The following is a 23,739-nucleotide window of genomic DNA, read 5'->3' as shown; positions in this document are numbered from 1 at the left end:
GTGATTATGGAAATTGTAATTGATGCAGGTACAGGACTCCTTTTTTTTGGCGGTATTGTTATAGGTACAATTATGGGTATTCTTGGTAGCGAATCGGTGACATTGAAATATATGATTATTGATACCAAGAGATCACATAATGTAGATGATGATCAAGAGTCTTTCATAGAATCTTTGGAGTCGGATTATAAAAACGCCAATCTTCGACTGTATCTTGTACTTGGGATGGCAATTGCACTGTTTATTATAATGATGCTTTTTATTGAATTTGCCTAAGCTCTCAATCAAAGGAAAACTCCTAGCCGCCCATACCACAACAAAAGCAAAGCTAGACCAAAAAGAGACTGTCAAAAACAGAGATCGAAAATAGAGTAAAATATGAGAAGTGAAAGAAATTCACATCTCGTTCTTAAGCTTGTCGACAAGTTCTGCCTTGATACAGGATGTCCTGTCGCCGCCGTAGACCATGCCGCGCACACCGATGATATCTGGCTGAATGCACTTGAGCACTGGGAAATCCTTGACCTTGAGATGTGATATTCAAATTTCTCACTGATCAGTTCCAGCATACATAGAAGAGATTGCCGAGGGATTGAAACAAATCAAATTATCAGAAAATTACTGAAATGTACTGAATCGAAGAAAATCAGTAGTTTACTAAAAACAGGATATATCCCCAACTATAACCCTCAATGATGGAAGTGAGACGAATATAAAATATTTAACTATATAGCACAACTTTATTAAGAAGAGGGTTAATTATAAATTTGGTTTTAAATGTTGTACATTGCAATTCGAAAAAATAATTAGCATCGTTCTGTTGAAAACAATATATGAAAAGATGGGAAACAAAATGGTTGAACGGAAATTTCTTCGAATTATAATGTCATCTATAACATCTGAACAATTGTTTTATTCGCTAGGGTTATCAGTAATACTATTTCTCTTGGTTTTTGTTTCCGAAATTGTCTTTTTTGCATATACTGTGGTGCCCATTATCTATGGCTGGTTTTCAAGGGATAAGATCGGATCCATCATAGTTGGAGTAGTTCCAGTATTAGGGTTTTTATTATCTGGCATCTTGGTTTTGACAGGAACACATGATCAAGATACATCGCGGATCGGAATCGCTATTCTTTATTTTGGAACCCTGGCGATCATTGGCGGAATGGGAGGGTACTTTGGAGCAAAAAGAAAGAAAATGTATCTTATACCTGTCATCATTTTATCGTGCATATGGTTCATGATCTTCATCAGTGGACTTAATTGAAGATGAATGTTAAGAGAAAAATTCAGATATTCATAAACTCCTTAATAAAGTAAGATAATTTTCTATTACATTACTGATCGAAAGGATCTACTCGAGCATTTGTAAAATATCCCTGTTCTGCTTCGGCATAAATTACATTCCTGTAATTGCAACCCAGAAGCCCATACCACAACAAAAGCAAAGCTGGTGCAAAAAAGACTGTCAAAACCAGAGATAAAAAATAGAGTAAAATATGAGAAGTGAAATGAATTCACATCTCGTTCTTCAGCTTGTCGACAAGTTCTGCCTTGATGCAGGATGTCCTGTCGCCGCCGCAGACCATGCCGCGCACGCCGATGATATCTGGCTGGATGCGCTTGAGCACTGGAAGGTCCTCGAACTTGAGGGTTCCGGCAAGTGCGGACTGAAGACCTACAGCACGGATAGCTGATGTGAACTTTGTGAGCTCTTCCTCATCCATGAACTCGAATGTTGAGCGGCCGTCCTTGATACCTGTGTCAACCATAACTACATCCACGCCAGCCTTTGCGCCGATGGCAGGAAGAAGCTGTGGGTTTATGGAGTTGATGCGCTCGTAATCGGAATAACCTGATGCTACAACCTTCTTTGTAGGATCGTAGTTCTTTACTGACTTTGTGATGTTGGTGAGCATCTCAAGAGCCTGTTCTTCGGTCTGGACATCATAGAGACCGACCTTAATGTAATCTGCACCTGCAACTGCTGCGCCAAGTGCCGCAAGTGATGCAGTGCCCGGCTTGAAATTGAAATCACCTATAGTCGCGCTTATTGGTTTTCCAGCATTAATGGATTCCTTCACAGAGCTAATGATCCACGGGAAGTTTGCACCAAGTGAACCTTCTTTAGGATTCTTCACATCAACAATATCAGCACCACCTTCATATGCTGCAATTGCCTCTTCTGGGTTGATAGGACTAATGAGTAATTTCATCTTTTTAACCTCTTTTTTTATAGCATGACAGATGTATCAATTATATATGTTTCGTATCATCTTCGTACTTGATATATTCAACCGGACAGTAGTCCATGCGCAAGGCGGTACTCGCAGTGAATACAAGCCTATACACTTCTCAAGTCATATATGCAATAGCTCCGATGCCGTAAAGATAACAGAAGCCGTAAAACCAGCAGAAGTATACATCGCAGACCTCAACCTTCTCCAGGGTATCGGTAAAAGGGAAAAGAACTTCGATGTTATACAGGCAGTCTCTGAGAAGACAACGGTCATGCTCGACCCAGGGATCACATCCATCTCCGAGACAGAGGACGTCATGGAGATCGTACAGTCCGTAGTACTCGGAACTGAAACAGCATCCCTTGATATAATCAGGAAGGCAAGTGCACTATACCCGGGCAGGGTCAACGTCAGTATTGACAAAAAGAACGGAAAGATCCTCAGTAACGACCCCGAAATGCCCGATGACCCATTCAGGATAGTAGAACTGCTCAACGAGTGTGACCTCAACGACATAATCATACTTGACCTTGACAGAGTAGGCACATCAAGCGGCGTGGATTCACAATTCTTAAGTAAGATCGTTTCTATCTCGAAGCATAATGTGCTCCTCGGTGGCGGAGTCAGTAACGTGGAAGACATTGAGGTATTAAAAGATATAGGGATAAAGGGAGCACTTGTCGCAACAGCATTGCATAACGGCTCGATCCCACTCCAAATGGTTCAGCAATGATCCAGTTTTTATCTTATATGAACTAATAATATATTTGACATTTATTTGGTGTAATCATGGCAGACAATGAAGATAATGTAGAAATTGGCGAGAACTACGGAGAAATAAAGATGGGAGCAGGCTGGTTCCTGACCATCACACTCGCATCAAGTGAAAGATACGAGAACGAATACATCGAGATCGCAAAAGAGAGAGGCGGACAGAAAAAGGCACGCTTCAACCTTAATCCAAAGTACACCCGTACACTTGGAGAAGCTCTCATCAAATTCGCAGATGAGAACAAACTTGAGTAACCGGCAACGGTTACCTCACTACTCTTTTACATCGACCTTATTGAAGGTCACCCAGAAAACACTACCTTTTCCTTCAGGATCGTCAGCTACCCCGTAGTCACCACTATGTAGCTCCATTATTCGTTTTACAATAGCAAGTCCCAGACCTGTGCCCTTGATACCTTTCTTATCAGCACGTCTGAACCGCTCGAACAAAAATGGCTTATCCGTATCATCGATCCCACTTCCCTGGTCAGTGACCGCAACCTTCCAGACAGTCCCTTCATCAATGATATCAGCACTAATAACACCATTCTCTGGCCCGTACTTTATAGCATTGGATAAGAGATTGACAAATACCTCAGTTACAAAAGGATTCACGTATGAGTAACATGGGCCCTCAGAAGAGAGATCCACCGTAACTCCCTTACATTCCATCTCCCTAGAAAGACCAGTGATCGCAATCTTAAAAAGTGAAGCAAGGTCCATTTTCTCAAAATCGACCTCCTCAATAGAATTAAGCTTCTCATATCTGGAAGCACTTTCAAGAAGGCTCATAAGGTCAGCATTGCTCCCGGTGATCTTGTTCAGGAAGTAGAGCTTCCTCTCATCTGTTTCCATCTCCTCAAGAAGCTGTGCATAGGCATCAATAGCACTTGCAGGGTTGAGCAGGTCGTGTCTTATTATATCGGAGAAAAGGTCCTTGAGACTGTTCAACTGCTCGAGTTCCTCAGTACGTTTTTGCAATTCCCGTTCTGTATCTTTCAAATGAGTAATATCAAGTACCGCAAAAGTGACACCCTCTGACAGGGATTCGGAATCTATCGGTGTCGAACTCAGAATAACATCGATAACCTCCCCGCCCTTACAGACCATTCTTGTCTCTACAACCCCGATCCCCGTCTCATTGATCAGAGAATATTTCTCCGCACCTACATATTCATAAGATCGGTCATCGGGATATATCATCCTGGAACTCTGACCGATGAGCTCTCCTCTGGAATAACCAAGCATCTCACAAAGCTTGTCATTTACCTCCACGAATATCCTGTTTGAAGCAACACCGATACCTACAGGCGTTGCCCTGAATATGCTCTCGATATGCGCCTTACTTCGTTCAAGCTCCTTTTCCTTCATTTTCCTGTCAGTGATATCAAAGATTATACCATCATAACGGAAAGGGGCTTCTTCTCCATCCTCTGTGAGCAGGGATATCTCATTCACCCAGATGACATCTCCTTCCTTGCTTACCAGACGATAATCATCGGAAAAATATATCTGGTCCGTTCTTTCGAAAGCATCCACCTCAGACACCAGTTTTCCAACATCATCGGGATGAACTATGTCTATATATCTCAAGTCTCCCGATAAGAAATCATCTTTATTATAGCCAAGCTGGGAGATATTGTCGGAAACATATTGAACAGGCCACCCTTCCTGACCTGACCACCTAAAAGCAATAAAGGGTATATTCCTGTAAATTGATTCAAGATCCCTGAACTTATAGATCTCATCGATCAGGACCTTTTCTTTATAGTAGTGCTCGCTCACTTCTTCGACATAGGCAATTATCCCTTCATGGTCCCCATCCTCACTGAAAATAGGTACCATATGAACAGAAATGAAAATATGTTTACCTGCCGGTGTGGTCACAGACATACGCGACTTAAAAGATGATCTCAGAGATTTTTTAGTATCAACATATAATTGTCCCAGACCCTGATCATCCTCACGCATGAAGGCAGGAATATCACGGAAGGGATCCTTTCCTACCATATCCTTTTCAGCCACACCCAGAATGGCTGCCATGGATCTGTTCAATAGTGTCAGGTTATCGTTCCTGTCAAAAATGCATATACCGATCGGTGCATTCTGAACGACTACCGAATCGAATGTTGCCTGACTGGAAGCTGTTCTCACAGAATGTTGTGAAGGTAGATCCTACATATTCAATATGTATGTCAGCCAGCTATATAAAAATAGAGAGAACATACCCACTTACCGGATATGGCCTGTAAAAATACATATATTTTATGCAAACAAGGTACAAAGGTCAGATAATCATCTATCGCAAAAAAGAGGTGATCATGTCCAGAACATCAGCCTCGATATCATCGATATTCTTGTCAGTATATATCACCGCAAATCTTTCCGGATCTTGTCTGGCAAGACGCAGGTAATTCTCCCTTACTTCCTCAAGGAAGCCTATCTTCTCGAACTTGGTCTTATCTCCACGATTACCGCACCTCTCCACAGCGATCTTAGGATCGATATCAAAAAGTATGGTCAGGTCAGGAACCACTGTCCAGCCCTTGTGGATGTCCTGTATCCATTGCATAGGATCAGGGAACCTGTCCTTCAGAGTAACTGCCTGATATGCAAAACGGCTTCCTGAATAGCGATCGGAGATAACATTCTTCCCGCTCTCAAGCGCAGGAAGTATCAATTTGGAGATATGTTCCGCATGGTCTGCGGTGAAAAGCAACAGCTCTGCAAGTTCATCTGTATCGGAATGTATCGCACGGTTAACTGCCTCACCGATCCAGCCGGTGGTTGGTTCCCTTGTGAAAACAAAGTCGGAGAATTCCGGATTAGAGTTCAGCCGGGCTGTGATAGTCGACTTACCAGAACCGTCTATACCTTCCAGAGTAATGAGCTTACCTTTCATTGACATCAGGAAAGAAAGTAAAGGAATAGTATTTAGTTATTTGTTCCAGTTACAAAATATTTCCTTGCTCATGACCGTGAAACATTCTCACTGCCGCACTGTGGGCACATAACAGGGAAACGTTCCGGGTCTTCCATAAAAAGGAAGTCGCAGGTATTGCATCTGAAATATACTTTATTAGGGTCGTAATCGTCCATTGTCATTCCTCTAAACAATTAAGATGAATACTAATTAATATACTAATCGGTTGATAAATATATTGGAAACCGCCTTAATATCACCTCGATACATCCGGCAAAGCATATATGCAAAGGAAAATAACCCTGAAGGAGATAAAAAATGACAACTATCGGTGTTATCACCAGAGGAAAATACGGAAACCGCCTTATAGAGACCATCATATCCAGGACAGGTCTCAAGGTTGTCCGTACCTCAGTACCTGAACACCTGCCGGACTTCATCGATGAGCCGGAGGAATTCCTGGAAGGGATCGATATTGACAACTCTGTTTTTGATTCGGATATCATCATAACTTACTCGCTTCATCCAGACCTGACCGTAGCAATAGCGCACATGGCAGGGAAAGCCGGTGTTAAGGCACTCATCGTACCAGGCGGACCTTCAAAAGCACCTGTGTTCGAGCTTCAGGGTATTGCAAAGCAATATGACATGCTCATCGAGGTAGAGGACATCTGCTGTACCCTTGAAGCAAAGCCCGAAACTGAAGAACTTTGCTCATACCTCTCAATACCGGTCCTTGATATAGCCACGGACAAAGGAGTGATCGAGTCCGTAGAGGTACTGTGCGGAGCACCATGTGGAAGTACATGGCACATGGCAAGAGAACTCGTAGGAACAAAGGTAGAGGATGCACCTGCAAGAGCCGGACTGCTCATTCAACAATACCCATGCAGAGCCGTCAGGGGAAATGCAGGCGGGATACACGAATCCGGTGATATCCACAAAAAAGCTGTTGAAGAAGCCCTCAAAAAGAAAGAATAAAGCTGACAATTTTAAAGTACATGGTAAGAACATAGGGATGAACGGGGAAACATGGACAATATTCAGATAGCTGAGATGTTCAACCGGATGGCAAAACTTCTGGAGTTCAAAGGGGAGAATCAGTTCAAGACCAGGGCATATACCAATGCTGCAAGAAGTATCAAAGGGCTTGATGAAGAACTGAAAGTGCTGTACAAAGAAGGAGATCTCGACAGCATATCAGGAGTAGGCGAAGCTCTCAAAAGCAAGATCACAGAGATGCTTGAGACCGGTACATTCGATGCCTATGAGAAGACTATGAGCGAAATACCACAGGGCATCATAGATATCATGGATATTCCCGGGATCGGTCCTAAAATGGCAAGACTGTTCTACGAAAAACTTGGAGTGACATCAGTTGACGAACTGAGCAGGGCTGCCAGAGAACACAGGATACGCCGCCTGCCGCGCATGGGAGAGAAGCAGGAGGAGAAGATCCTCAGGTCCATAGTACGACTTCAGGGAGATAAGGACCATGGCAGACATCCAATGGCACTTGCCATGGAGATCGCAAAGGAGATAAGGAATGAACTGTGCTCCTGTCCACATATAGAGAAGGTCACGATCGCCGGAAGCCTGCGCAGGAAAAAGGACACTGTTGGGGATATCGATCTCATAGCTATATCCAGTGAACCTGAGAGAGCGATCGAATTTTTTGTCAATATGGAAAAGGTCGAAGAGATACTGAACTCCGGCACATCCAAAGGTTCAGTGATATATCCCGGAAATTACCATGTGGACCTAAGGGTTGTGGATAAAGAGCACTACGGATCCATGCTCCAGCACTTTACAGGTTCAAAGGAACACAACATCCACCTGAGAAAACTGGCACTTACAAAGGGTTACAGCCTGAACGAATACGGCCTCACCAATGAAAGTGGCAATATTACATCGTGCACCGGAGAGGAAGACATCTATGAGTTCCTTGGACTGGATCACCTGCCACCTGAAATAAGAGAGGACAGGGGAGAGATCGAGGCCAGTCTCACAGGGAATCTTCCCAGACTTATCGAAAGAAAGGATATCAAAGGTGACCTTCATGTCCATTCTAACTGGAGTGACGGTGCTAACACCATGGAAGAACTTGCAGAGGCTGCTATCCAGAGAGGATATGAATATATCGCGATCACGGACCATTCACATTCGACTGGAATAGCTAATGGTCTTTCTGACAGGAGATTGCAGGAACATATTGATGAGATAGACCGCCTCAATGAGAAGTTCGATGAAATAAAGATACTTTCAGGAACCGAGTGTGACATCAGAACAGATGGGAAACTGGATTACAGTAACGACCTGCTTGAGCAACTTGATATTGTGATCGTAGCGGTCCATGCAGGACTTGAACAGGACAGGAACAAGATGACAAAAAGAATAGTTGCTGCCCTTGAGAATGAGCACGTAGATATAATCGCCCACCCTACCGGACGGAAATTAGGTAAACGTCCTGCATATGACGTTGATATGGAGAAGGTCATCACAGTTGCAGCTGAGAACAAAAAAGCCCTGGAGATCAATTCTTCACCCTGGAGACTGGACCTTAACGACATCAACGCAAGGAAAGCAAAGGAGCATGGTGTCATGATAGCTATAAATACCGACACTCATACCCTTGACCATCTTGATAATATCACCTTTGGAATAGATGTTGCAAGAAGAGCATGGCTTGAAGCAGATGATGTGCTCAATACAATGAACCTGAAACAATTGTGTTCAAGACTTGGTATCCCAAAGGACTGACACAATAGCTCAAATCACAAAACCGATGCTATTGGTACAAATATTGCACAAACATATTAATTTAAAAATAAATATTTCCTCATTCTTTTTTCCATGCCGATCAAAAGCAAAAGTTATAAATTCCTGTCCTGCAAATCATTTTTCTGAACAACATAACAGAGGTAGGATCTCTCAAAGATTGAAAGACAATATACTATTTTTAGTTGCTTTATGCTTCGCCGGTAGTTGAACGCATTACTCAACACATTTTGAGGTGCAATTTTGAAAGGTACAAAAACCAACAGGCATGAAAGATCTGTAAAAAAACATGAGATCGAGTTCCAGAAAGAGATGAGAAGGCAGCAAAAAAGAAGAGTTTGATCATAGCCTTTTTCAGACCATAATATTCAAATTATCAAAGTGGCAGGAAAATACCTGCCAGTTCATATTCTTAAATTATTTCTATTATTACTTGTTCTGCAGTTTTACACGCTGACCAAGTATGCAGTTCCCTCCCCTGTGACCACCCAGCGGGTTGAATGTCGTACCAAGGGAATTCATACATCTTGCCATTACAGCAGCACCACGTGCAAGACCATCATCAACGAAAACCACACTCTCATCTACATTTCCATTGATACCTAGCTCATGCAGGTATTTCAGAATGAGCTTTGGCTTGTTTCCGGTAATTCCTGCCCTTCCGGTGATACCTATAGCACTGTCCTCGAAGACAAGACCTTCATCCTTTGCAACTTTTATCAGGCGCTGTACCACACGTGCCATTACCTCATCGATAACAGCGAAGAGTACCTTTACATTCTGTTTCTCATAGATCTCAGCACCAAGCTGTGCAAGTTTATCCATGTCAGAACCATTGTTACCTATATCACATCCGATGAGCACTACATTAATAGCATCAGCAGCCTCGGAATTCACAGGCACACTACCATATCTGCTACGGCCTTTTGGCACCTTTTCAATGATGATGTAGTTCAATATCTTCTCAGCATATTCGTTTATGACCTTGCTCTTGAGCTTCAGGGCAATTCCATCCAGTGACTTACCGTCGAAGATATCAAGTGCTGTACCTTTCTTGGAATCCACAGTACCTGTCCCTTTGATGATCGTATCAGGAATAGCACCGGCATAACCACAGAAGTTACCGATGGTCTTTGCATAAGGAAGGTCAGGACTGATTATCCTTCCATCAAGGGTTGTACCGAAGTCCATTGAGATACATGGGTTACGGAAATCCACATCAACCCATTTTGCACCCTCTTTGATACCGGCTGTTGCAAGTTCTCCTTCCATCTCATTAGCAACGATCTCAACACCGGTTGCACCTACAGGAGGGGTGACACTTGCCACAGCACCATCGAATATGACCTTCTCAAGCTTTGAATATTTCTGGAACCTGTCAGGGATGTTCGAAATGGACATTGGCGGGGTCATTCTGTTCGGTGGCACACCTGCCAGAAGACAGCCATCTGCAAGGGCCTTGATGAACTCACCTACTTCATCAGGGGAGTCAAAACCTGCAACAACACCCGTTGAACGAACTACGAAATGTACATCTGTCTTGATATCGAGGTTTGCCTCTTTTACCACACCAAGAAGAGTGTTCTTAACAAGTTCACCAACAGATTCCCTTGTAAGCTCCACACCGTTCAGTGTTCTTCCAAACACCTCTTCACCCGGTTTTGGAGGGCGTACATCCCTTGTCATACTGACCGTTTTCTTAACGAGCCTGGTCTTACCATCCTCCAGATTGGTTGCAGTAAGGATACATTTAGTAGTGGTATTGCCCACTTCCACAGATGCTACGATAAAATATGATTTTGATTTATCCTTCAGGTCAAGTAAACGTACAGAAGGACTTTCTGCAATTCTTGGTTTATGCGACATTTCTTTCCCTCACATGTAAGATTGAAGTTTCTGGATGATATTCTGTTTCGGGACGGCACCTATCAACTGGTCTACGAATTTCCCGTCCTTGAAGATAAGCATTGCAGGGATACTGGTAATTCCGAATTTGACCGCTGTCATCTTTTCGTCGTCCACGTTCAGCTTGCCAAAGACAACTTTTCCCTGCATCTCTGTTGCCAGTTCATCAAGAATTGGAGAGAGCATACGGCAAGGACCGCACCAGGGTGCCCAGCAGTCCACAAGGACAAGAGGGTATTTTGATACGAACTCATCGAACAAAGCATCGGAGATCGTTACCGTGCTTGATGGATACTGTTTCTGCTCAAGGGAATGCTGAAGTTCCTGCATTCTTTTTTGCCTGATAGACTCTAATTCATCCATAGAATTCACCCTTTTGAATAATATTATGTTTAAAGATATTTAACTGTGAACATTATCTGAGATGTGTATCAGATATTTTCTTACTATCTGGTCCCAACGCATTTAACTGTTTGTACGGTTATGCGCATACTGTGCATTACCACCTACATCTGGGAAAAAATGATAAGCTGACAGATACTAGATAAACAGGGATAAAATGGCAAAATGGACACTTGAAGAACTGCTGATAACCGACCCCCAGGACTTTGAGATACTTCTCTCCGGACTTTTTAAGAGTATGGGATACCGGACAGAACCCACGCAATACTCACGGGACAGAGGAGTTGACATCGTTATCAGCATCGAGAACTTCGGACTCTCACATACATGGCTGGTCCAGGCAAAACGTTACACAGGTTCAGTTGGCGTTAAAGAGGTTAGAGAATACAGCAGCCTGAGATACAGGGACCGTGTGGATGGTGTCATCATTGTCACAACCTCCACCTTCACAAGGGAAGCCATGCAGGAAGCAGCAGAACACAATGTCAAGCTCATAGATGGTAATCTGCTCACTGGAATGCTCAACCACTACCTACCGGATGGACAGACGGAGCTTTCAAAACATGATGGTAAACGAGGAGAACGTTCATCTGAAGAGATAGGGAGCGGAGCTATCCTGAAGAACGGAGAAGAGATCATCACCAGTGAAGTGGTGCTCATTGGGAACGAGAAGTTTGCGATCACGATCACGAACAGGAACATATTCCTGAAAAAGGAAAGTTCCGGCCTCTTCTCAAAGAGCTCACGGATAGAGGAAAGAATAGAGGTCAAAGAGATGATCGGCCTTCATACCGAACCTAACAAAGCGATACTCATCACAGGGAACAAGAAGCTCAAACTTTATCCGCTGAGTTCCAGAAAGCTCCCTGAGCTTATTGGAATATTTGACACCCTACAACCCGAATATCTCAGAGGAGAACACCTGATCCTTTCTTCAAGGAACGGGGACAGACTTACGATACTCACCAGTAAGCGCCTTGTAATCACAGACATCTCTGAAGGGATGCTCATGGAGATCCAAAATAAGAAGATCGTTGGTGCGGAAGTAACCGGTGGTTTCCTCAAAAAGGACCAGTTACATGTTCTGGAAGATTCAGGTGTTGTGACAAAGCACCCCGTGGATGTTGATGACCCTGTAAAATGGAAGGATCTAATCGGAGAATGCGTGAGAAGCTTTTAAACTTGCGACTTAACTTCACAAGCGTGAAGTCTATATAATTAGCATACCTTATGAAATGTAGGAGTTCCAAAAACTATGATCACAGAAATAATCAAAATAGAAGGCATGATGTGCGGACATTGTCAGGCAAACGTGGAGAAGTCCATTGCCGCAATTACAGGTGTCAGTGAAGTAAAGGTTGACCTTGAAGCAAAACAGGCAACTGTCACATTCGACCCTTCCGCTGCAGACCTTGATACGATCAAAGCAGCAGTAACAGAAGCAGGTTACACTGTAGTAGCCTGAAGTATAGTGAACAGAACTACTCTCTTTTTCTTTTTCCCGGCAACATGAAAGCAGATATCAAAGTCTATGGCATGACATGTATGCATTGTCACAAACGTGTCACTGATACCATATCAGCCCTTGAAGGTGTGAGCTCTGTAGAGGTCAGCCTTGAAGATGAGAAAGCATCTGTGGAATTCGATGCTGATATAGTAAGTATAGAGGACATAAAGAGGTCGGTCACCGATGCAGGATACGAAGTTGGTGAGGATATCTGTCCTGTACCAGATGAAGGAAACGCTGCATGTCCTATTGTGATCGATGGCCTGATGCAGGAAGAAGCAAAGCCGGAACCGGGTTCTGTTGCTGAGATAGCGTTCAAGGTATCCGGGATGCATTGTTCTGCATGCTCACAGAATGTCGAACGGACACTGAAGAAACAGGAAGGAGTGATATCCGCTTCTGTAAACCTGCCAACGGAAAGAGCTGCCGTCAGCTATGATCCGGCCCTGATCAAACCTGAGGATATGGAAAAGGCAATTGATGCTATCGGTTATCATGTTGTTAAGGACAGAGTGGTACTCGAAGTAGGCGGAATGAAATGTGCAGCCTGTTCTCAGAACGTTGAAAAGGTGCTCAACAGGATCAATGGAGTTAGCTCTGCGAACGTAAATATCACCACCGGAAGAGCACAGGTGGAGTACAATTCCTCGCAAACCTCAGTGGACGAGATGAGAAAGGCCATCGAAGGCATCGGATATTCTGCATCTCTCCCTGCTGACAGACAGGAAACAGAGGACAGGGAACGAAAGGAAAGAGAACAGGAGATCAGACAGCAGAGAAACAACCTGCTGATATCTGTAGCACTGTTGATCCCGATAATGCTCGGGAATATGAAAGGGATGTTCCCCGGAGTACTCGGTTTTACGCCTGACATCTTCTCGGACAGGAACGTACTGTTCCTCCTCACAACCATAGTGATGCTCTTCCCGGGAAGACAGTTCTTTGTTGGTACATACCGTGGTCTGAAACACGGCGTCACCGATATGAACCTGCTCATTGCCACCGGAACAGGTGCAGCCTATGTCATCAGTATAGCTGCAAGCTATCTTGACCTGGGACCTGGCTACGAGCATCTGTATTATGATACTGCAGTGATGCTTATCACATTCATAACCCTTGGAAGATACCTGGAAGCAAGGGCAAAGGGAAGGACATCTGAATCCATTAAGAAGCTCATCGGACTTCAGGCAAAGACAGCACGTATCATCGTTGGCGGGGAAGAGAAAGAAATTCCCGTTGAAGATGTACAGGTCGACGATATCGTCTTTGTAAGACCAGGAGAAAAGGTTCCTGTTGATGGTGTTGTCATCGAAGGCTCCTCTGCAATGGACGAGTCCATGATAACAGGTGAGAGCATACCTGTTGAAAAGAACGTTGACGATATGGTCATCGGTTCCACGCTCAACAAGAGTGGAGCACTGAAGTTCAGGGCTACCAATGTAGGAGTAGATACAGCCCTTGCAAGGATAATTGAACTTGTGGAGAATGCCCAGAACTCAAAAGCACCCATACAGAGAATAGCTGATGTCGTAGCAGGTCACTTCATCCTTGTAGTACACGTGCTTGCACTTGCTGCTTTCTTCTTCTGGTACTTCATCGGATACGAAAGATTTGACGTTGGGATAAATTCAGGAATAGCAAGCCCATTCCTGTTCTCACTGCTCATATCCATCACAGTGCTTGTGATATCATGCCCATGTGCGGTGGGACTTGCAACCCCTGCCGCTATCATGGTCGGTACAGGCAAAGGTGCTGAGAACGGCATTCTTATCAAAGGCGGTGAGGCCCTTGAGAGGACACTGAAGATAGATACTATCGTGTTCGACAAGACAGGTACTCTCACAAAAGGAAAACCTGAACTTACAGATATCATGATCACTTCCGGACACAGCGAAGATGAAGTGCTGGCCATTGCTGCCAGTGCAGAGAAAGGATCCGAACATCCGCTTGGTGAAGCCATCGTTAAAGCTGCCGAAGAGAAGGAACTTGATATAAAAAGTGTAGAGCATTTCAATTCCATAGCAGGACATGGTGTTGAAGCCACACTTGATGACAACAGGATACTTCTTGGGACCCGTAAGCTAATGGAAGACAATGATGTCGATATATCTTCCATCAATGCTGATATGGAAAGACTTGAGTATGAAGGCAAAACTGCCATGATAGTCACAATGAATGGACAGACCATCGGACTGGTAGCTGTTGCGGACACACTCAAGGAGAACTCCAAAGAAGCTGTGGAGAAGCTTCATAACATGGATATCGAAGTTGTGATGATAACCGGAGACAACCGCAGAACTGCTGATGCTATTGCCTCACAGCTTGGCATCAAAAGAGTGTTGTCACAGGTCCTTCCAGGAGACAAGGCTTCCGAGATAAAGAAGCTTCAGGAAGAAGGAAGGATAGTTGCAATGGTCGGTGATGGTATCAATGATGCTCCCGCACTCACACAATCCGACATTGGAATTGCCATGGGAGCAGGTACGGATGTTGCAATGGAATCCGCACAGATCGTACTGATAAAGAACGACCTCAGGGATGTACTGGCATCCATAAGACTGAGCCGTATGACAATGAACAAGATCAAGCAGAACCTGTTCTGGGCCTTTGGATATAACAGTCTGGGAATCCCACTGGCAGCAGGGATACTTTACCCTTTCATCACAAAGATAGTGATAAGTCCGGAACTGGCGGCAGCTTTCATGGCAATGAGCTCTATATCTGTCACGACGAATTCACTGCTAATGAAAAGAAGCAGGATTAAATAAAGGAGATACTAACATGGACATTACATCAGCAAATAAAGGGAAATATGCACTTGTTGCAAGCGTGCTCTCCTCGCTTGTACTTGTTGTTGTCTTTGCAATACTCTCCTTTGAAGTCAACAGTTCCAGAACGGTGCCATTATACAGCCAGGTCGATATCATTGCAGGAATGGTCTTTGTGTTCATCCTGAGTATGATAGTGGCAGCTTCGGTGTGGCCGGGGATAATTGAGAAGATCATGCACTGACATGAGGGTGTTTACGCATGGAAGATAATGATATTAAGATCGAAACTGATGAGTTCATACTGAGGCCATGGAAAGAAGAAGATGCCAAAAGACTTGCAGTTATTGCTAACAACAGGAAAATAGTAGATAATTTAAGAGACGGTATCCCCCATCCCTATTCTATTGATGATGCAAGACAGTTCATCACCCTTGCAAGCCAGAATTACACCAGTTCAAAAGTATTTGCTATCGAGATCAATGGCGAGGCCAGTGGTAGTATTGGTGCGTTCATAGAGGACAACGTGCATCGTAAAACTGCAGAACTTGGTTATTACCTTGCTGAAGAGTACTGGGGAAAGGGAATAATGACAAAAGTGTTAAGGTCTATGGCTAAATACCTGTTCGAGAATTTTGACCTCATCAGGGTTTATGCACAACCATTTGCCAATAACACAGGATCAAGGAGAGCTCTTGAAAAAGCAGGATTCAGGCTTGAAGGTACCCTGAAGAACAACGTGATCAAAAATGGCGTTGTTCAGGATGACTGCATCTACGCCATTCTCAAAGATGAGTTATGAATTCGGATCCTGTTTTTAGATTCAATCCTCGATATCCAGATGAGGATTGATGTCACAGCCAGTACATGGCAGACACATAGTATCGAACGTATCGGCGCGCAGACCATACTCGTCCAGTTTTTCCTTCAGGAAGAGGTTCAGATGCATCAGCCTTTCAGCAGTTGGCCTTTCCACTGTTACCTCACCCTTACGTAACGGATGCTGTGCAGCTGCCCTGAGGATCGGCACCACACCAATGGATACAAGTTCCTCTATACCTTTCTCTGCGGACTCATCTGTTTCTCCAAGACCGATTATGAAATTAGAGCAGACCTTGTTCTTTCCGAATACCTTTACACCTTCCCTGAGTGCATCAAGAAGGAACTCAAGGTCCTGGTCAGGACACAGTTCAGCATGGAGTTTACGGTCCATGGTCTCAACATTGTATTTTAGCTCGTCAGCACCTGCTGCTTTGAGCCGGAGGGTGGAATCTTCTGTAGGATAGACCGAGACACCTATAGGCACATCATACTTTTCCTTGAGCCTGCGGACAAGTTCCTCAGCCCTCTCAACCTCTTTCTCTGCAGATGTTTCAACACCGGAAGTAATGGAAATGGCTTTCATACTGCCTGTTTCATTGGCATCTGCTATCATCGTCAGCATCTGGTCCATGCTCTTGACCTTACCGCCAAGTTTTGGGACCGGACAGAACTTGCAGTCGAAGACACACTTCTCACACATCGTGATAAAAGCCTGATCAGGACAGTGGATGAGTTCTTCTTCGATGCTTCCTCTTGCTATCTCTACGCCATCTCTTCTGATGACAAGTTCTCCGTCCTCCATCTTAGCTTCCAGAGGGGATTCTTTTTTGACAGCAAGACGCACACGGTGACCACCGGAATTAAAGAAGAAAGCTATATTCCCGGCTCCAGGACCTGCTGTAGGAATAGTTAACCAATGGATAAGAGCAGGATCCATATTCACGGACCCTACTGAGATGAGTTGTGCTTTGGTTTCTGGTTTCATGGATTCTCCAATACCAAAAAGATGGGCATTTTTAGTAATGTATCTATACAGGTTATTTTTGCCGGGATCATTTAACGGTTTCCCCGAAACTATCCAGACCGCAACGGTCTATGACATCACCCAGACGCTCACCTTCAAGGGCATTCTCACGATAATAGTTTATGGTCCTCTCAAGGATATCGAACACCTCATCGCTGTCACATGTCCTGAGCAACATGTTACCCATGCGTGGCCTTTTACCTACCTTGCCACCCACGAATATTGTGAAACCCTTATCCTTTGTCCGCATAGCATCCTTTTTGCAGGCTCCGATGCAGCGGCCGCAGGCCACGCATTTATGCATATCCAGATAGAGACTTCCATCCTCTATTTTGATGGCAGAAACCTCGCAGGCTTTCTCACATTGCCTGCACATGACACAGTTCTCTTCAACGAAGACCGGTTCTTCAAATCCCATGATACCAAAGTCATTCTCCTGAACTTTCAGGCATGATGCGGGACATCCAGTCACTGCGATCTTGAACTTGTAGGGAACCGGAGCAGCAAAGTATAGTTCATCTATCTTCTCGCACATTTCCTGGCAGTCGATGAGACCACGTTTACAGACACGATCCCCCTGGCATGCCACAACTGCCCTTATCTTTTTCCCGGATGCTCCCGGACCGATACCTGCTGACAGCATGGTCTCACTGGCGGCTTCGGTATCATCAAGGTGAACAAAGGGTATCTCCACTCCCTGTCGGGAGGTTATGTGCACATAGCCTTTGCCGTATTTGTCTGCAGCATCAGCCACAGCCCGGAGATAGTCAGATGTTACGTTACCACCTGCTGCATGTAGACGCATAGCGAAATGGTCATCCTGCCTCTGGGAAAGAAAACCTTTCTCCTTGAGCAGGTCTTTATCTGTGTCTTTCTTTGCCATTTTGGTCACTTTCTGTTTCCAGTTGGTAGTTATTTTACTGAAATTACACATCTATAATAATTAAGAACAAGTAAATTTGATATAGGCTATATTGTAAAAACATTATGCCCCACATATTCTCATAATTAATAATTATAACTAATAATCATTATGCAGCGAACCATCACGATTATTAAATTCAAATGTTGTTTTATACTATAAGAACGATATTATCAATCCTGAAAGGACATCCGCGATCCTGGGAGAAATAAAATGTCTAGCGATCTTATCTGTAAAAACAACATGCAGAAAGATACTTCTCGTTCTATGGATAATGCCGGGGAAAAGTATCGATTCTGCTCTTATGAAGGTAATAATAAGTCAGATCCTCTGGAAAAGAGAGTTGTACGCCTTAAGAGGTCCATTGCTGAGCAGGAGAAGATATCTTTTGGAAAGCTCAGGAAGGATATTATCAAGCCTGGAATATGCACCCTTTGCGGAGCATGTACCGCATCATGTGAGTCTATTATTTTCAAAAATGAAGAGCCTACACTTGTAGACAAATGTACTGCATGTGGAGTTTGCTATAACCAGTGCCCAAGGACAATTACAACAGAGGACGGACTGGTAGGAAAACTTCGCAACGCCTATTCTGCAAAGTCAGCTCTACCGGGACTAAAAGGACAGGATGGTGGCGTTGTGACTGCCATGCTCGGCTATGCTCTGGATGCAGGGCTCATTGACTGTGCCATCGTTACGACCAGATCAGATGAAGAGCCATGGAAACCTGTGCCTATTGTTGCAAAGACCTACGAGGATATCCTTGAAGGCTCAGGAAGTATTTACAGCCACAGTATGACCCTCAGGGCTTTGATGGATGCTGTGAAGGAAGGCATGAGGAGTATTGCTTTTGTTGGACCGAGCTGTAATATCGATGCAGTTACGAAGATGCAGAAAAGTCCACAGGGATTCCTGCATTTGTTCATGAGAGCAAATATTCTTAAAATGGGACTGTTCTGTATGGACACTTTCTATTATGAAGGTATCAGAGAATTTGTAGAGAGCAGGGATATGAAACTTGCCGATATCGAGTCCATGAAGATCCGGAAAGGTAAGTTCGAGTTCCAGACACCTGATGAGCTCAGGGTTTTCCCGCTTGATGAATTAGACCAGTATAGAAGCAGTTCATGCAAATACTGTACAGACATGGCAGCTGAGAATGCAGATATTTCGTTTGGTGGCGTAGGCACACCTCAGGGCTGGACCACCGTTCTTGCACGTTCCAGAATTGGTTACGACATCTTCAACGAGGCAGTTGATGCAGGTTATGTTGATGCCCGTCTGCTTGAGCAAAAAGAGATGAAAGGTGCTCTTAATCTTGCCAAGATGAAGAAGATCCAGATGTATTCTCTTAACCGCAGGCAGAAGGTCTGAATTCAAATAACCTTATCTTTTTATTTTTTCTATGTCAGATAGTGACATCCATTTCATTTATATATTAGTTTCACATTAAACTAATTGGTTTCACATGAAACTATCTTGCATATATTAAGGAGTATCCATGAAGCAATCAGAGAGGATCGGCGCAAAAATTGGTTATATATTTTCACATAACCATTTTTACATTGAAAATGCCCTTGAGTCCTATAACCTGAAAGGACCTATGTTCGCGTTCCTGCTGACACTGTCCCACAAGGACGGTTGTTCCCAGGAAGGTCTGGCGCGTTATCTGAACCTGAGCAAAGCTACTGCAACAAGAGCCATTGTTGCCCTTGAAAAAGAAGGTTATGCATATCGGGAAAAGGATGATGATGACAGACGTATATACCGGGTCTTCATCTCTGATAAAGGCAGGGAAGTCATCCCTCTGATCAACAGAACGCTCCATGAGTGGAACCAGATACTCCTCTCTGAGTTCTCGGAAGAAGAAGAAGCCATCTTCAGGAAGCTTCTGGACAAGGCCAAAGATACCCTCATAGAATTCGACAGGGGCTCAGAGAATTAAAAAACGAACTATGTTTGAGATAAGGATAACGTCATGAACAACAAAAGTGAATTCTTGGGTACTGAAAGTATCAACAAGCTATTATGGAAACTGGCCACACCTGCCATAATAGGACTTCTCGTACAGGCATTCTACAATCTGGTGGACACTTTCTTTGTCGGAAGAGCACTGGGTGACCAGAGTGTCCTGGGAATTGCAGGAGTAGCTGTTGCTTTTCCTTTGCAGATGCTTATGATAGCAATATCTATTGGAATAGGTGTCGGAGGTTCGTCGGTAATTTCAAGAATGCTTGGTTCCAAAGATGTAGAAAAAGCAGAGAGGACTCTTGGGAACGTCTTTTCCTATACAATAATAATTAGTATCCTTTTCCAGATACTGTTCTTCTTCAATGTGGACACAATATTGAACCTGTTCGGTGCCACAGTTGATAATCAGATCTACGCAAAAGAATATGCTGTAGTTATATTGCAGGGTACACTTGCTTTCACATTCGGATTCGTATTGAACAATCTCGTCAGGGCCGAAGGCAATTCCAAGATCGCCATGAACAACATGGTGTTCTCAGGAGTTTTGAATATATTCCTTGATGCCATCCTGATGTTCGGATTTGGCATGGGAGTAAAGGGTGCAGCTCTTGCAACCGTACTCGCACAACTGGCAGGTACTATCTATCTGTTATACTATTACATTACAGGAAAAAGTCCTCTCAAACTGAAACTGGCAAATCTCACTCCAAAGTTCGATCTGATCAAAGAAATAACCGTTATTGGCTTTGGTTCCTTTGTAATGGGAGCATCGAACAGTTTCATGATGCTTGTACTGAACAACGTACTTGCCGTCTATGGAGGAGACCTCTCAATAGCTGTATTTGGTGTTTCGATAAAATTGATAATGCTTATACTCATGCCTATAATAGGGATATCACATGGTCTCCAACCCATTGTTGGCTATAACTATGGAGCTGAGAACTATGCAAGAGTGAATGAATCTGTCAGAACATCGCTTATCATCACAACTCTCTTCGGACTTGTTGGCGTGACATTGCTTTCAATATTCCCTGGGACATTCTTCAGCATGTTCAGCACTGATGCAGATCTGATCAGTAACGGAGCATCTGCCCTGAGGATAATGGTCCTGGCAAGTCCATTGATAGGTATGAACGTAATTGGAACGACACTGTTCCAGTCGCTTGGCAAAGCCAGGCCATCCTTCTTCCTGTCAATGTGCCGTCAGATATTGTTCCTGATACCTCTGGTGATCCTGCTCCCATATTACTTCGATCTCTCCGGAGTATGGATGGCATTTCCAATATCAGACCTCATGGCAGCGATCATAAGTATGTTCCTTGTCTGGAGAGAATACAAGTTCTTCCAGCACAGAAGTAGCAATTCATAAGCTTGCTACCATATTTTTATTCCACGACAACTATTTATATTTTTGGATCAGTGATTATTCATGGGAGGTACGAATGTCAGAAAGATCCTGGTTCTACGCATTAAAGGACAGTGACCTGAAAGAAGGAAGTATGGAGTTTGCCAGAGTGAAGGGAACACCTGTGCTTCTGATCAGAAAGAACGGAACTATCTATTCTCTTTTTGGTAAGTGTAAACATATGGGTTGTCGCCTTTCAAAAGGGACATTCAGTGATGAGTTCATACTGAAATGCCCGTGCCACGGATGGGAATATGATATCAGGTCCGGAAAATATCAGGGAGATGAGGATGAGGTCCTTGATATGTACGAGAACAAGGTGGAAGACGGCGAGATACTTGTCCTTTTATGAACAGTGATATTGAAGGGAGATCAAAATGTCCTCGTGGGCTATCGCTGCAGATGACAATGAAGTCAAAGAAGGTAAAATAGTACCTGTGAGTATCGGAGATCAGCAGATGATCCTTCTCCGTATCAACGGGGAGGTATTTGCCCTTGAGAACCGCTGCCCCCATATGAACTGTCAGCTTCAGGGCGGAACTCTGCAGGAATATTCTATCAAATGTCCATGTCATAGCTGGACCTTTGATGTTCGGACCGGGGCGTATATAGCATCCGATAAGATCCGGGTGAACGTATATGAAACACAGGTGAAGGATGGAAAGATCTCCATTCTTACATGATATACAACAGGAATGTGTTTATGGATCAAGAAAGCAAATGGATCATGGCAATTAAGGAAGATGAACTTCCTGAGGGTGAGAAGACAGCATTGTTACTGGAAGGTAACAAGGTTTTGCTCCTTAAGAAGGAAGGTGTCTTTTTTGCGATGTCCAACAAGTGTCCTCATATGGAATGTCCGTTGTCTAAAGGCACCCTGGAACAATACTTGATAGTATGTCCATGCCATGACTGGAAATTTGATATTCGAAATGGCGAGTTCCTTAATGCAAAGGAGATAAAGGTGCCTGTCTACCAGACAAAGGTCGAGGATGGAAATGTGTTTGTAAATATGGGAGGTGCCGGAGAATGAAGAAAGTAGTTATGTATACCCTCAGTACCTGCCCCTGGTGTATGAGGGCTAAGAAGTTCTTCAGGGAACATGATATTCCATTCGAATATATTGATTATGACAAAGCAGACGGAGACACTAAAAAGGCCATTAGGGAAGATTGCCTTGCCCATGGTTCTGAGATGTCGTTCCCGTTCGTGAAGGTCAATGATGATGTGGTTGTTGGGTACAACCCGGACAAGTATGCAAAATTACTAGGACTGTGATATAAAATGGATATGGAAAAGAGAAAGGAGAAGCTCAGGACTATGTTCTCAAAGGTCATCGAGCCTATGGGATACAAGTTCAGCCCTGACACAGAACTGGTTGATTTTCTTCTTGAACAGGAAGTTAACATCGAAAAGGAAAAGGGTAATCCATTCTGTCCATGCCAGGGTCTTACAGGAGAAAGGGAACACGATATGAAACTTGTCTGCCCCTGTATCCCTTTCCACAGAGAGCACTATGATGCCATGAAGCGTTGCTGGTGTGGCATGTATGTGCATAAGGATGTTGATGACCCTGACAGCCTGATGCAGATATCTTTACAAGAGTTCCTCGAATCAAAGAAATAGGGAGTGATTCCATGGGAGTGGAAAAAAATAGTGTAATTGAAAATATAAAGACACGAAGAAGTGTCATGGAATATATTGACAAGGAAGTAAGTGACGAAGACATCAAGACAATTATTGATGCAGGTATCCACGCACCTTCCGGTTTTGACATTCAGCCATGGTTCTTTGTTGTGGTAAAAAATCGTGAAATGATGAAAAGGATGTCAGATCATTGTAAACCACGTCTTCTTACAATGCTTGAGGAGGCCACCAATGATGCAGCGGTCGAATTCAAGAAGAAACTTTCAACTGATGACTTCCATATATTTTACGATGCACCGGTCCTCATAATAGTCCTTGGTAACAATGCAAGCGTAACTGCAGACATTGATTGTTCATTGTGTGCTGAGAATATGATGCTTGCAGCCCATTCCATGGGAATAGGTAGTTGCTGGATCGGTACAGCCTGTTTCATTCAGGATAATCCCGAGTTACTGGAAGAACTTGGAATAACTCCTGATTACAGAGTGGTTGCACCGATCGTTATGGGCTATCCGGTAACGGAACCTGGGGAGACCGATAAAAAGGAACCTGAGGTGGTCTGGGTGTATTAACCACCATTTACCAGGCACTCTTTTTTATTTTAAATTCAAATAAAAACACATATATAGTAGACTTCCTTCTAATATTCAGA

General features: G+C 43.8%; 28 protein-coding genes and 1 pseudogene. 20 read left to right on the top strand and 9 right to left on the bottom strand.

Going from position 1 to position 23,739, the window contains the following annotated elements; genetic code table 11:
- The first annotated feature begins 6 nt into the window (after nt 1–6).
- Nucleotides 7–276, top strand: coding sequence for a hypothetical protein (locus tag BM008_RS11945; RefSeq protein ID WP_091937302.1), 270 nt, complete (start codon nt 7–9; stop codon nt 274–276).
- A 120-nt stretch (nt 277–396) separates the two neighbouring features.
- Here BM008_RS11945 and BM008_RS11940 read toward each other — a convergent pair.
- Nucleotides 397–531: pseudogene (locus BM008_RS11940) on the bottom strand ((5-formylfuran-3-yl)methyl phosphate synthase); the annotation flags it as partial.
- 256 nt (nt 532–787) lie between these two features.
- Between BM008_RS11940 and BM008_RS11935 the strand changes: the two are divergent.
- Entirely contained in the window at nt 788–1,270 is a 483-nt protein-coding gene (locus BM008_RS11935) for a hypothetical protein (protein WP_091937299.1), read from the top strand.
- A 250-nt stretch (nt 1,271–1,520) separates the two neighbouring features.
- Here the strand turns inward: BM008_RS11935 and BM008_RS11930 are convergent, their stop codons facing one another.
- Nucleotides 1,521–2,219: a (5-formylfuran-3-yl)methyl phosphate synthase gene (locus BM008_RS11930; RefSeq protein WP_091937298.1), complete on the bottom strand. Its 699-nt coding sequence runs from the start codon at nt 2,217–2,219 to the stop codon at nt 1,521–1,523.
- A 46-nt stretch (nt 2,220–2,265) separates the two neighbouring features.
- On the opposite strand from BM008_RS11930, the gene BM008_RS11925 reads away from it, so the two are divergent.
- Entirely contained in the window at nt 2,266–2,976 is a 711-nt protein-coding gene (locus BM008_RS11925; RefSeq protein ID WP_177188055.1) for a HisA/HisF-related TIM barrel protein, read from the top strand.
- Nucleotides 2,977–3,032: 56 nt separating this feature from the next.
- Nucleotides 3,033–3,269: a hypothetical protein gene (locus tag BM008_RS11920; protein WP_091937294.1), complete on the top strand. Its 237-nt coding sequence runs from the start codon at nt 3,033–3,035 to the stop codon at nt 3,267–3,269.
- Nucleotides 3,270–3,287: 18 nt separating this feature from the next.
- On the opposite strand, the gene BM008_RS11915 is transcribed toward BM008_RS11920, so the two are convergent.
- The 3 genes from BM008_RS11915 to BM008_RS15250 form a co-directional block, all read right to left on the bottom strand.
- Nucleotides 3,288–5,168, bottom strand: coding sequence for a PAS domain S-box protein (locus BM008_RS11915; RefSeq protein ID WP_091937292.1), 1,881 nt, complete (start codon nt 5,166–5,168; stop codon nt 3,288–3,290).
- 145 nt (nt 5,169–5,313) lie between these two features.
- A complete protein-coding gene (gene tmk, locus BM008_RS11910; RefSeq protein WP_091937290.1) occupies nt 5,314–5,916 on the bottom strand; it encodes a dTMP kinase in 603 nt (200 codons plus the stop codon).
- A 68-nt stretch (nt 5,917–5,984) separates the two neighbouring features.
- Complete coding sequence (locus BM008_RS15250) at nt 5,985–6,113, bottom strand: hypothetical protein (protein ID WP_281246279.1); 129 nt, start codon at nt 6,111–6,113, stop codon at nt 5,985–5,987.
- Nucleotides 6,114–6,255: 142 nt separating this feature from the next.
- Here BM008_RS15250 and BM008_RS11905 point away from each other — a divergent pair, with 142 nt between their 5' ends.
- Both BM008_RS11905 and polX read left to right on the top strand, forming a co-directional pair.
- On the top strand, nt 6,256–6,918 hold the full coding sequence (locus BM008_RS11905) for a DUF166 domain-containing protein (RefSeq protein ID WP_091937288.1): 663 nt from the start codon (nt 6,256–6,258) through the stop codon (nt 6,916–6,918).
- Nucleotides 6,919–6,969: 51 nt separating this feature from the next.
- Nucleotides 6,970–8,697, top strand: coding sequence for a DNA polymerase/3'-5' exonuclease PolX (gene polX / locus BM008_RS11900; protein WP_091937285.1), 1,728 nt, complete (start codon nt 6,970–6,972; stop codon nt 8,695–8,697).
- A gap of 447 nt (nt 8,698–9,144) precedes the next feature.
- Here polX and BM008_RS11895 read toward each other — a convergent pair whose 3' ends face one another.
- Entirely contained in the window at nt 9,145–10,581 is a 1,437-nt protein-coding gene (locus BM008_RS11895) for a methanogenesis marker 14 protein (protein WP_091937283.1), read from the bottom strand.
- A gap of 9 nt (nt 10,582–10,590) precedes the next feature.
- The gene (gene trxA, locus BM008_RS11890) at nt 10,591–10,983 is read right to left on the bottom strand and encodes a thioredoxin (RefSeq protein WP_091937281.1); all 393 of its coding nucleotides are present in this window, start codon (nt 10,981–10,983) and stop codon (nt 10,591–10,593) included.
- Nucleotides 10,984–11,179: 196 nt separating this feature from the next.
- Between trxA and BM008_RS11885 the strand changes: the two genes are divergently transcribed.
- From BM008_RS11885 to BM008_RS11865, 5 genes are all read left to right on the top strand, one after another.
- Nucleotides 11,180–12,202, top strand: a complete 1,023-nt coding sequence (locus BM008_RS11885; RefSeq protein ID WP_091937279.1) for a restriction endonuclease — start codon at nt 11,180–11,182, stop codon at nt 12,200–12,202.
- Nucleotides 12,203–12,277: 75 nt separating this feature from the next.
- Nucleotides 12,278–12,487 carry a heavy-metal-associated domain-containing protein gene (locus BM008_RS11880; RefSeq protein ID WP_091937277.1) on the top strand — a complete coding sequence of 70 codons (210 nt, stop codon included), beginning with the start codon at nt 12,278–12,280 and terminating at the stop codon, nt 12,485–12,487.
- A gap of 44 nt (nt 12,488–12,531) precedes the next feature.
- Nucleotides 12,532–15,297 (top strand): heavy metal translocating P-type ATPase, encoded by a 2,766-nt coding sequence (locus BM008_RS11875; protein WP_091937275.1) that lies wholly within the window; start codon nt 12,532–12,534, stop codon nt 15,295–15,297.
- Nucleotides 15,298–15,310: 13 nt separating this feature from the next.
- Complete coding sequence (locus BM008_RS11870) at nt 15,311–15,541, top strand: hypothetical protein (RefSeq protein ID WP_091937272.1); 231 nt, start codon at nt 15,311–15,313, stop codon at nt 15,539–15,541.
- 17 nt (nt 15,542–15,558) lie between these two features.
- A complete protein-coding gene (locus BM008_RS11865; RefSeq protein ID WP_091937270.1) occupies nt 15,559–16,098 on the top strand; it encodes a GNAT family N-acetyltransferase in 540 nt (179 codons plus the stop codon).
- Between the two features lie 21 nt (nt 16,099–16,119).
- Here BM008_RS11865 and BM008_RS11860 read toward each other — a convergent pair whose 3' ends face one another.
- Both BM008_RS11860 and BM008_RS11855 read right to left on the bottom strand, forming a co-directional pair.
- Nucleotides 16,120–17,103, bottom strand: coding sequence for a radical SAM protein (locus BM008_RS11860; protein ID WP_091937267.1), 984 nt, complete (start codon nt 17,101–17,103; stop codon nt 16,120–16,122).
- 67 nt (nt 17,104–17,170) lie between these two features.
- A complete protein-coding gene (locus BM008_RS11855) occupies nt 17,171–18,025 on the bottom strand; it encodes a 4Fe-4S binding protein (RefSeq protein ID WP_091937265.1) in 855 nt (284 codons plus the stop codon).
- Between the two features lie 252 nt (nt 18,026–18,277).
- Here BM008_RS11855 and BM008_RS11850 point away from each other — a divergent pair, with 252 nt between their 5' ends.
- The 9 genes from BM008_RS11850 to BM008_RS11810 all read left to right on the top strand — a co-directional run bounded on the left by BM008_RS11850 (nt 18,278) and on the right by BM008_RS11810 (nt 23,659).
- A complete protein-coding gene (locus BM008_RS11850; protein ID WP_091937263.1) occupies nt 18,278–19,438 on the top strand; it encodes a Coenzyme F420 hydrogenase/dehydrogenase, beta subunit C-terminal domain in 1,161 nt (386 codons plus the stop codon).
- Between the two features lie 127 nt (nt 19,439–19,565).
- A complete protein-coding gene (locus tag BM008_RS11845; protein WP_091937261.1) occupies nt 19,566–20,009 on the top strand; it encodes a MarR family transcriptional regulator in 444 nt (147 codons plus the stop codon).
- A gap of 33 nt (nt 20,010–20,042) precedes the next feature.
- The gene (locus BM008_RS11840) at nt 20,043–21,404 is read left to right on the top strand and encodes an MATE family efflux transporter (RefSeq protein WP_091937259.1); all 1,362 of its coding nucleotides are present in this window, start codon (nt 20,043–20,045) and stop codon (nt 21,402–21,404) included.
- 73 nt (nt 21,405–21,477) lie between these two features.
- Nucleotides 21,478–21,792, top strand: a complete 315-nt coding sequence (locus tag BM008_RS11835) for a Rieske (2Fe-2S) protein (RefSeq protein ID WP_091937257.1) — start codon at nt 21,478–21,480, stop codon at nt 21,790–21,792.
- Between the two features lie 25 nt (nt 21,793–21,817).
- Complete coding sequence (locus tag BM008_RS11830) at nt 21,818–22,123, top strand: Rieske (2Fe-2S) protein (RefSeq protein WP_091937255.1); 306 nt, start codon at nt 21,818–21,820, stop codon at nt 22,121–22,123.
- Between the two features lie 44 nt (nt 22,124–22,167).
- Nucleotides 22,168–22,473 (top strand): Rieske (2Fe-2S) protein, encoded by a 306-nt coding sequence (locus tag BM008_RS11825; RefSeq protein WP_091937442.1) that lies wholly within the window; start codon nt 22,168–22,170, stop codon nt 22,471–22,473.
- Nucleotides 22,470–22,718, top strand: a complete 249-nt coding sequence (locus tag BM008_RS11820; RefSeq protein ID WP_091937253.1) for a glutaredoxin family protein — start codon at nt 22,470–22,472, stop codon at nt 22,716–22,718. Before BM008_RS11825 ends, BM008_RS11820 begins: the two co-directional genes overlap by 4 nt.
- Before the next feature lie 6 nt (nt 22,719–22,724).
- Nucleotides 22,725–23,066, top strand: a complete 342-nt coding sequence (locus BM008_RS11815) for a ferredoxin-thioredoxin reductase catalytic domain-containing protein (protein ID WP_091937251.1) — start codon at nt 22,725–22,727, stop codon at nt 23,064–23,066.
- An 11-nt stretch (nt 23,067–23,077) separates the two neighbouring features.
- Nucleotides 23,078–23,659, top strand: coding sequence for a nitroreductase family protein (locus BM008_RS11810; protein WP_091937249.1), 582 nt, complete (start codon nt 23,078–23,080; stop codon nt 23,657–23,659).
- Nucleotides 23,660–23,739 lie beyond the last annotated feature (80 nt).

The organism is Methanolobus profundi, assembly GCF_900114835.1.
Classification (GTDB): Archaea; Halobacteriota; Methanosarcinia; order Methanosarcinales; family Methanosarcinaceae; genus Methanolobus; species Methanolobus profundi.
The sequence above is the reverse complement of the archived record's forward strand: the minus strand, read 5'-3'. Positions and strand labels throughout refer to the sequence as shown.

Bases quoted from the DNA above. Each gene is read 5' to 3' on its own strand.
- BM008_RS11945 (WP_091937302.1), top strand. From the start codon at position 7: ATGGAAATTGTAATTGATGCAGGTACAGGACTCCTTTTTTTTGGCGGT.
- BM008_RS11930 (WP_091937298.1), bottom strand. From the start codon at position 2,219: ATGAAATTACTCATTAGTCCTATCAACCCAGAAGAGGCAATTGCAGCA.
- BM008_RS11925 (WP_177188055.1), top strand. From the start codon at position 2,266: ATGTTTCGTATCATCTTCGTACTTGATATATTCAACCGGACAGTAGTC.
- BM008_RS11920 (WP_091937294.1), top strand. From the start codon at position 3,033: ATGGCAGACAATGAAGATAATGTAGAAATTGGCGAGAACTACGGAGAA.
- tmk (WP_091937290.1), bottom strand. From the start codon at position 5,916: ATGAAAGGTAAGCTCATTACTCTGGAAGGTATAGACGGTTCTGGTAAG.
- BM008_RS15250 (WP_281246279.1), bottom strand. From the start codon at position 6,113: ATGGACGATTACGACCCTAATAAAGTATATTTCAGATGCAATACCTGC.
- BM008_RS11905 (WP_091937288.1), top strand. From the start codon at position 6,256: ATGACAACTATCGGTGTTATCACCAGAGGAAAATACGGAAACCGCCTT.
- polX (WP_091937285.1), top strand. From the start codon at position 6,970: ATGGACAATATTCAGATAGCTGAGATGTTCAACCGGATGGCAAAACTT.
- BM008_RS11895 (WP_091937283.1), bottom strand. From the start codon at position 10,581: ATGTCGCATAAACCAAGAATTGCAGAAAGTCCTTCTGTACGTTTACTT.
- trxA (WP_091937281.1), bottom strand. From the start codon at position 10,983: ATGGATGAATTAGAGTCTATCAGGCAAAAAAGAATGCAGGAACTTCAG.
- BM008_RS11885 (WP_091937279.1), top strand. From the start codon at position 11,180: ATGGCAAAATGGACACTTGAAGAACTGCTGATAACCGACCCCCAGGAC.
- BM008_RS11880 (WP_091937277.1), top strand. From the start codon at position 12,278: ATGATCACAGAAATAATCAAAATAGAAGGCATGATGTGCGGACATTGT.
- BM008_RS11875 (WP_091937275.1), top strand. From the start codon at position 12,532: ATGAAAGCAGATATCAAAGTCTATGGCATGACATGTATGCATTGTCAC.
- BM008_RS11870 (WP_091937272.1), top strand. From the start codon at position 15,311: ATGGACATTACATCAGCAAATAAAGGGAAATATGCACTTGTTGCAAGC.
- BM008_RS11865 (WP_091937270.1), top strand. From the start codon at position 15,559: ATGGAAGATAATGATATTAAGATCGAAACTGATGAGTTCATACTGAGG.
- BM008_RS11860 (WP_091937267.1), bottom strand. From the start codon at position 17,103: ATGAAACCAGAAACCAAAGCACAACTCATCTCAGTAGGGTCCGTGAAT.
- BM008_RS11855 (WP_091937265.1), bottom strand. From the start codon at position 18,025: ATGGCAAAGAAAGACACAGATAAAGACCTGCTCAAGGAGAAAGGTTTT.
- BM008_RS11850 (WP_091937263.1), top strand. From the start codon at position 18,278: ATGTCTAGCGATCTTATCTGTAAAAACAACATGCAGAAAGATACTTCT.
- BM008_RS11845 (WP_091937261.1), top strand. From the start codon at position 19,566: ATGAAGCAATCAGAGAGGATCGGCGCAAAAATTGGTTATATATTTTCA.
- BM008_RS11840 (WP_091937259.1), top strand. From the start codon at position 20,043: ATGAACAACAAAAGTGAATTCTTGGGTACTGAAAGTATCAACAAGCTA.
- BM008_RS11835 (WP_091937257.1), top strand. From the start codon at position 21,478: ATGTCAGAAAGATCCTGGTTCTACGCATTAAAGGACAGTGACCTGAAA.
- BM008_RS11830 (WP_091937255.1), top strand. From the start codon at position 21,818: ATGTCCTCGTGGGCTATCGCTGCAGATGACAATGAAGTCAAAGAAGGT.
- BM008_RS11825 (WP_091937442.1), top strand. From the start codon at position 22,168: ATGGCAATTAAGGAAGATGAACTTCCTGAGGGTGAGAAGACAGCATTG.
- BM008_RS11820 (WP_091937253.1), top strand. From the start codon at position 22,470: ATGAAGAAAGTAGTTATGTATACCCTCAGTACCTGCCCCTGGTGTATG.
- BM008_RS11815 (WP_091937251.1), top strand. From the start codon at position 22,725: ATGGATATGGAAAAGAGAAAGGAGAAGCTCAGGACTATGTTCTCAAAG.
- BM008_RS11810 (WP_091937249.1), top strand. From the start codon at position 23,078: ATGGGAGTGGAAAAAAATAGTGTAATTGAAAATATAAAGACACGAAGA.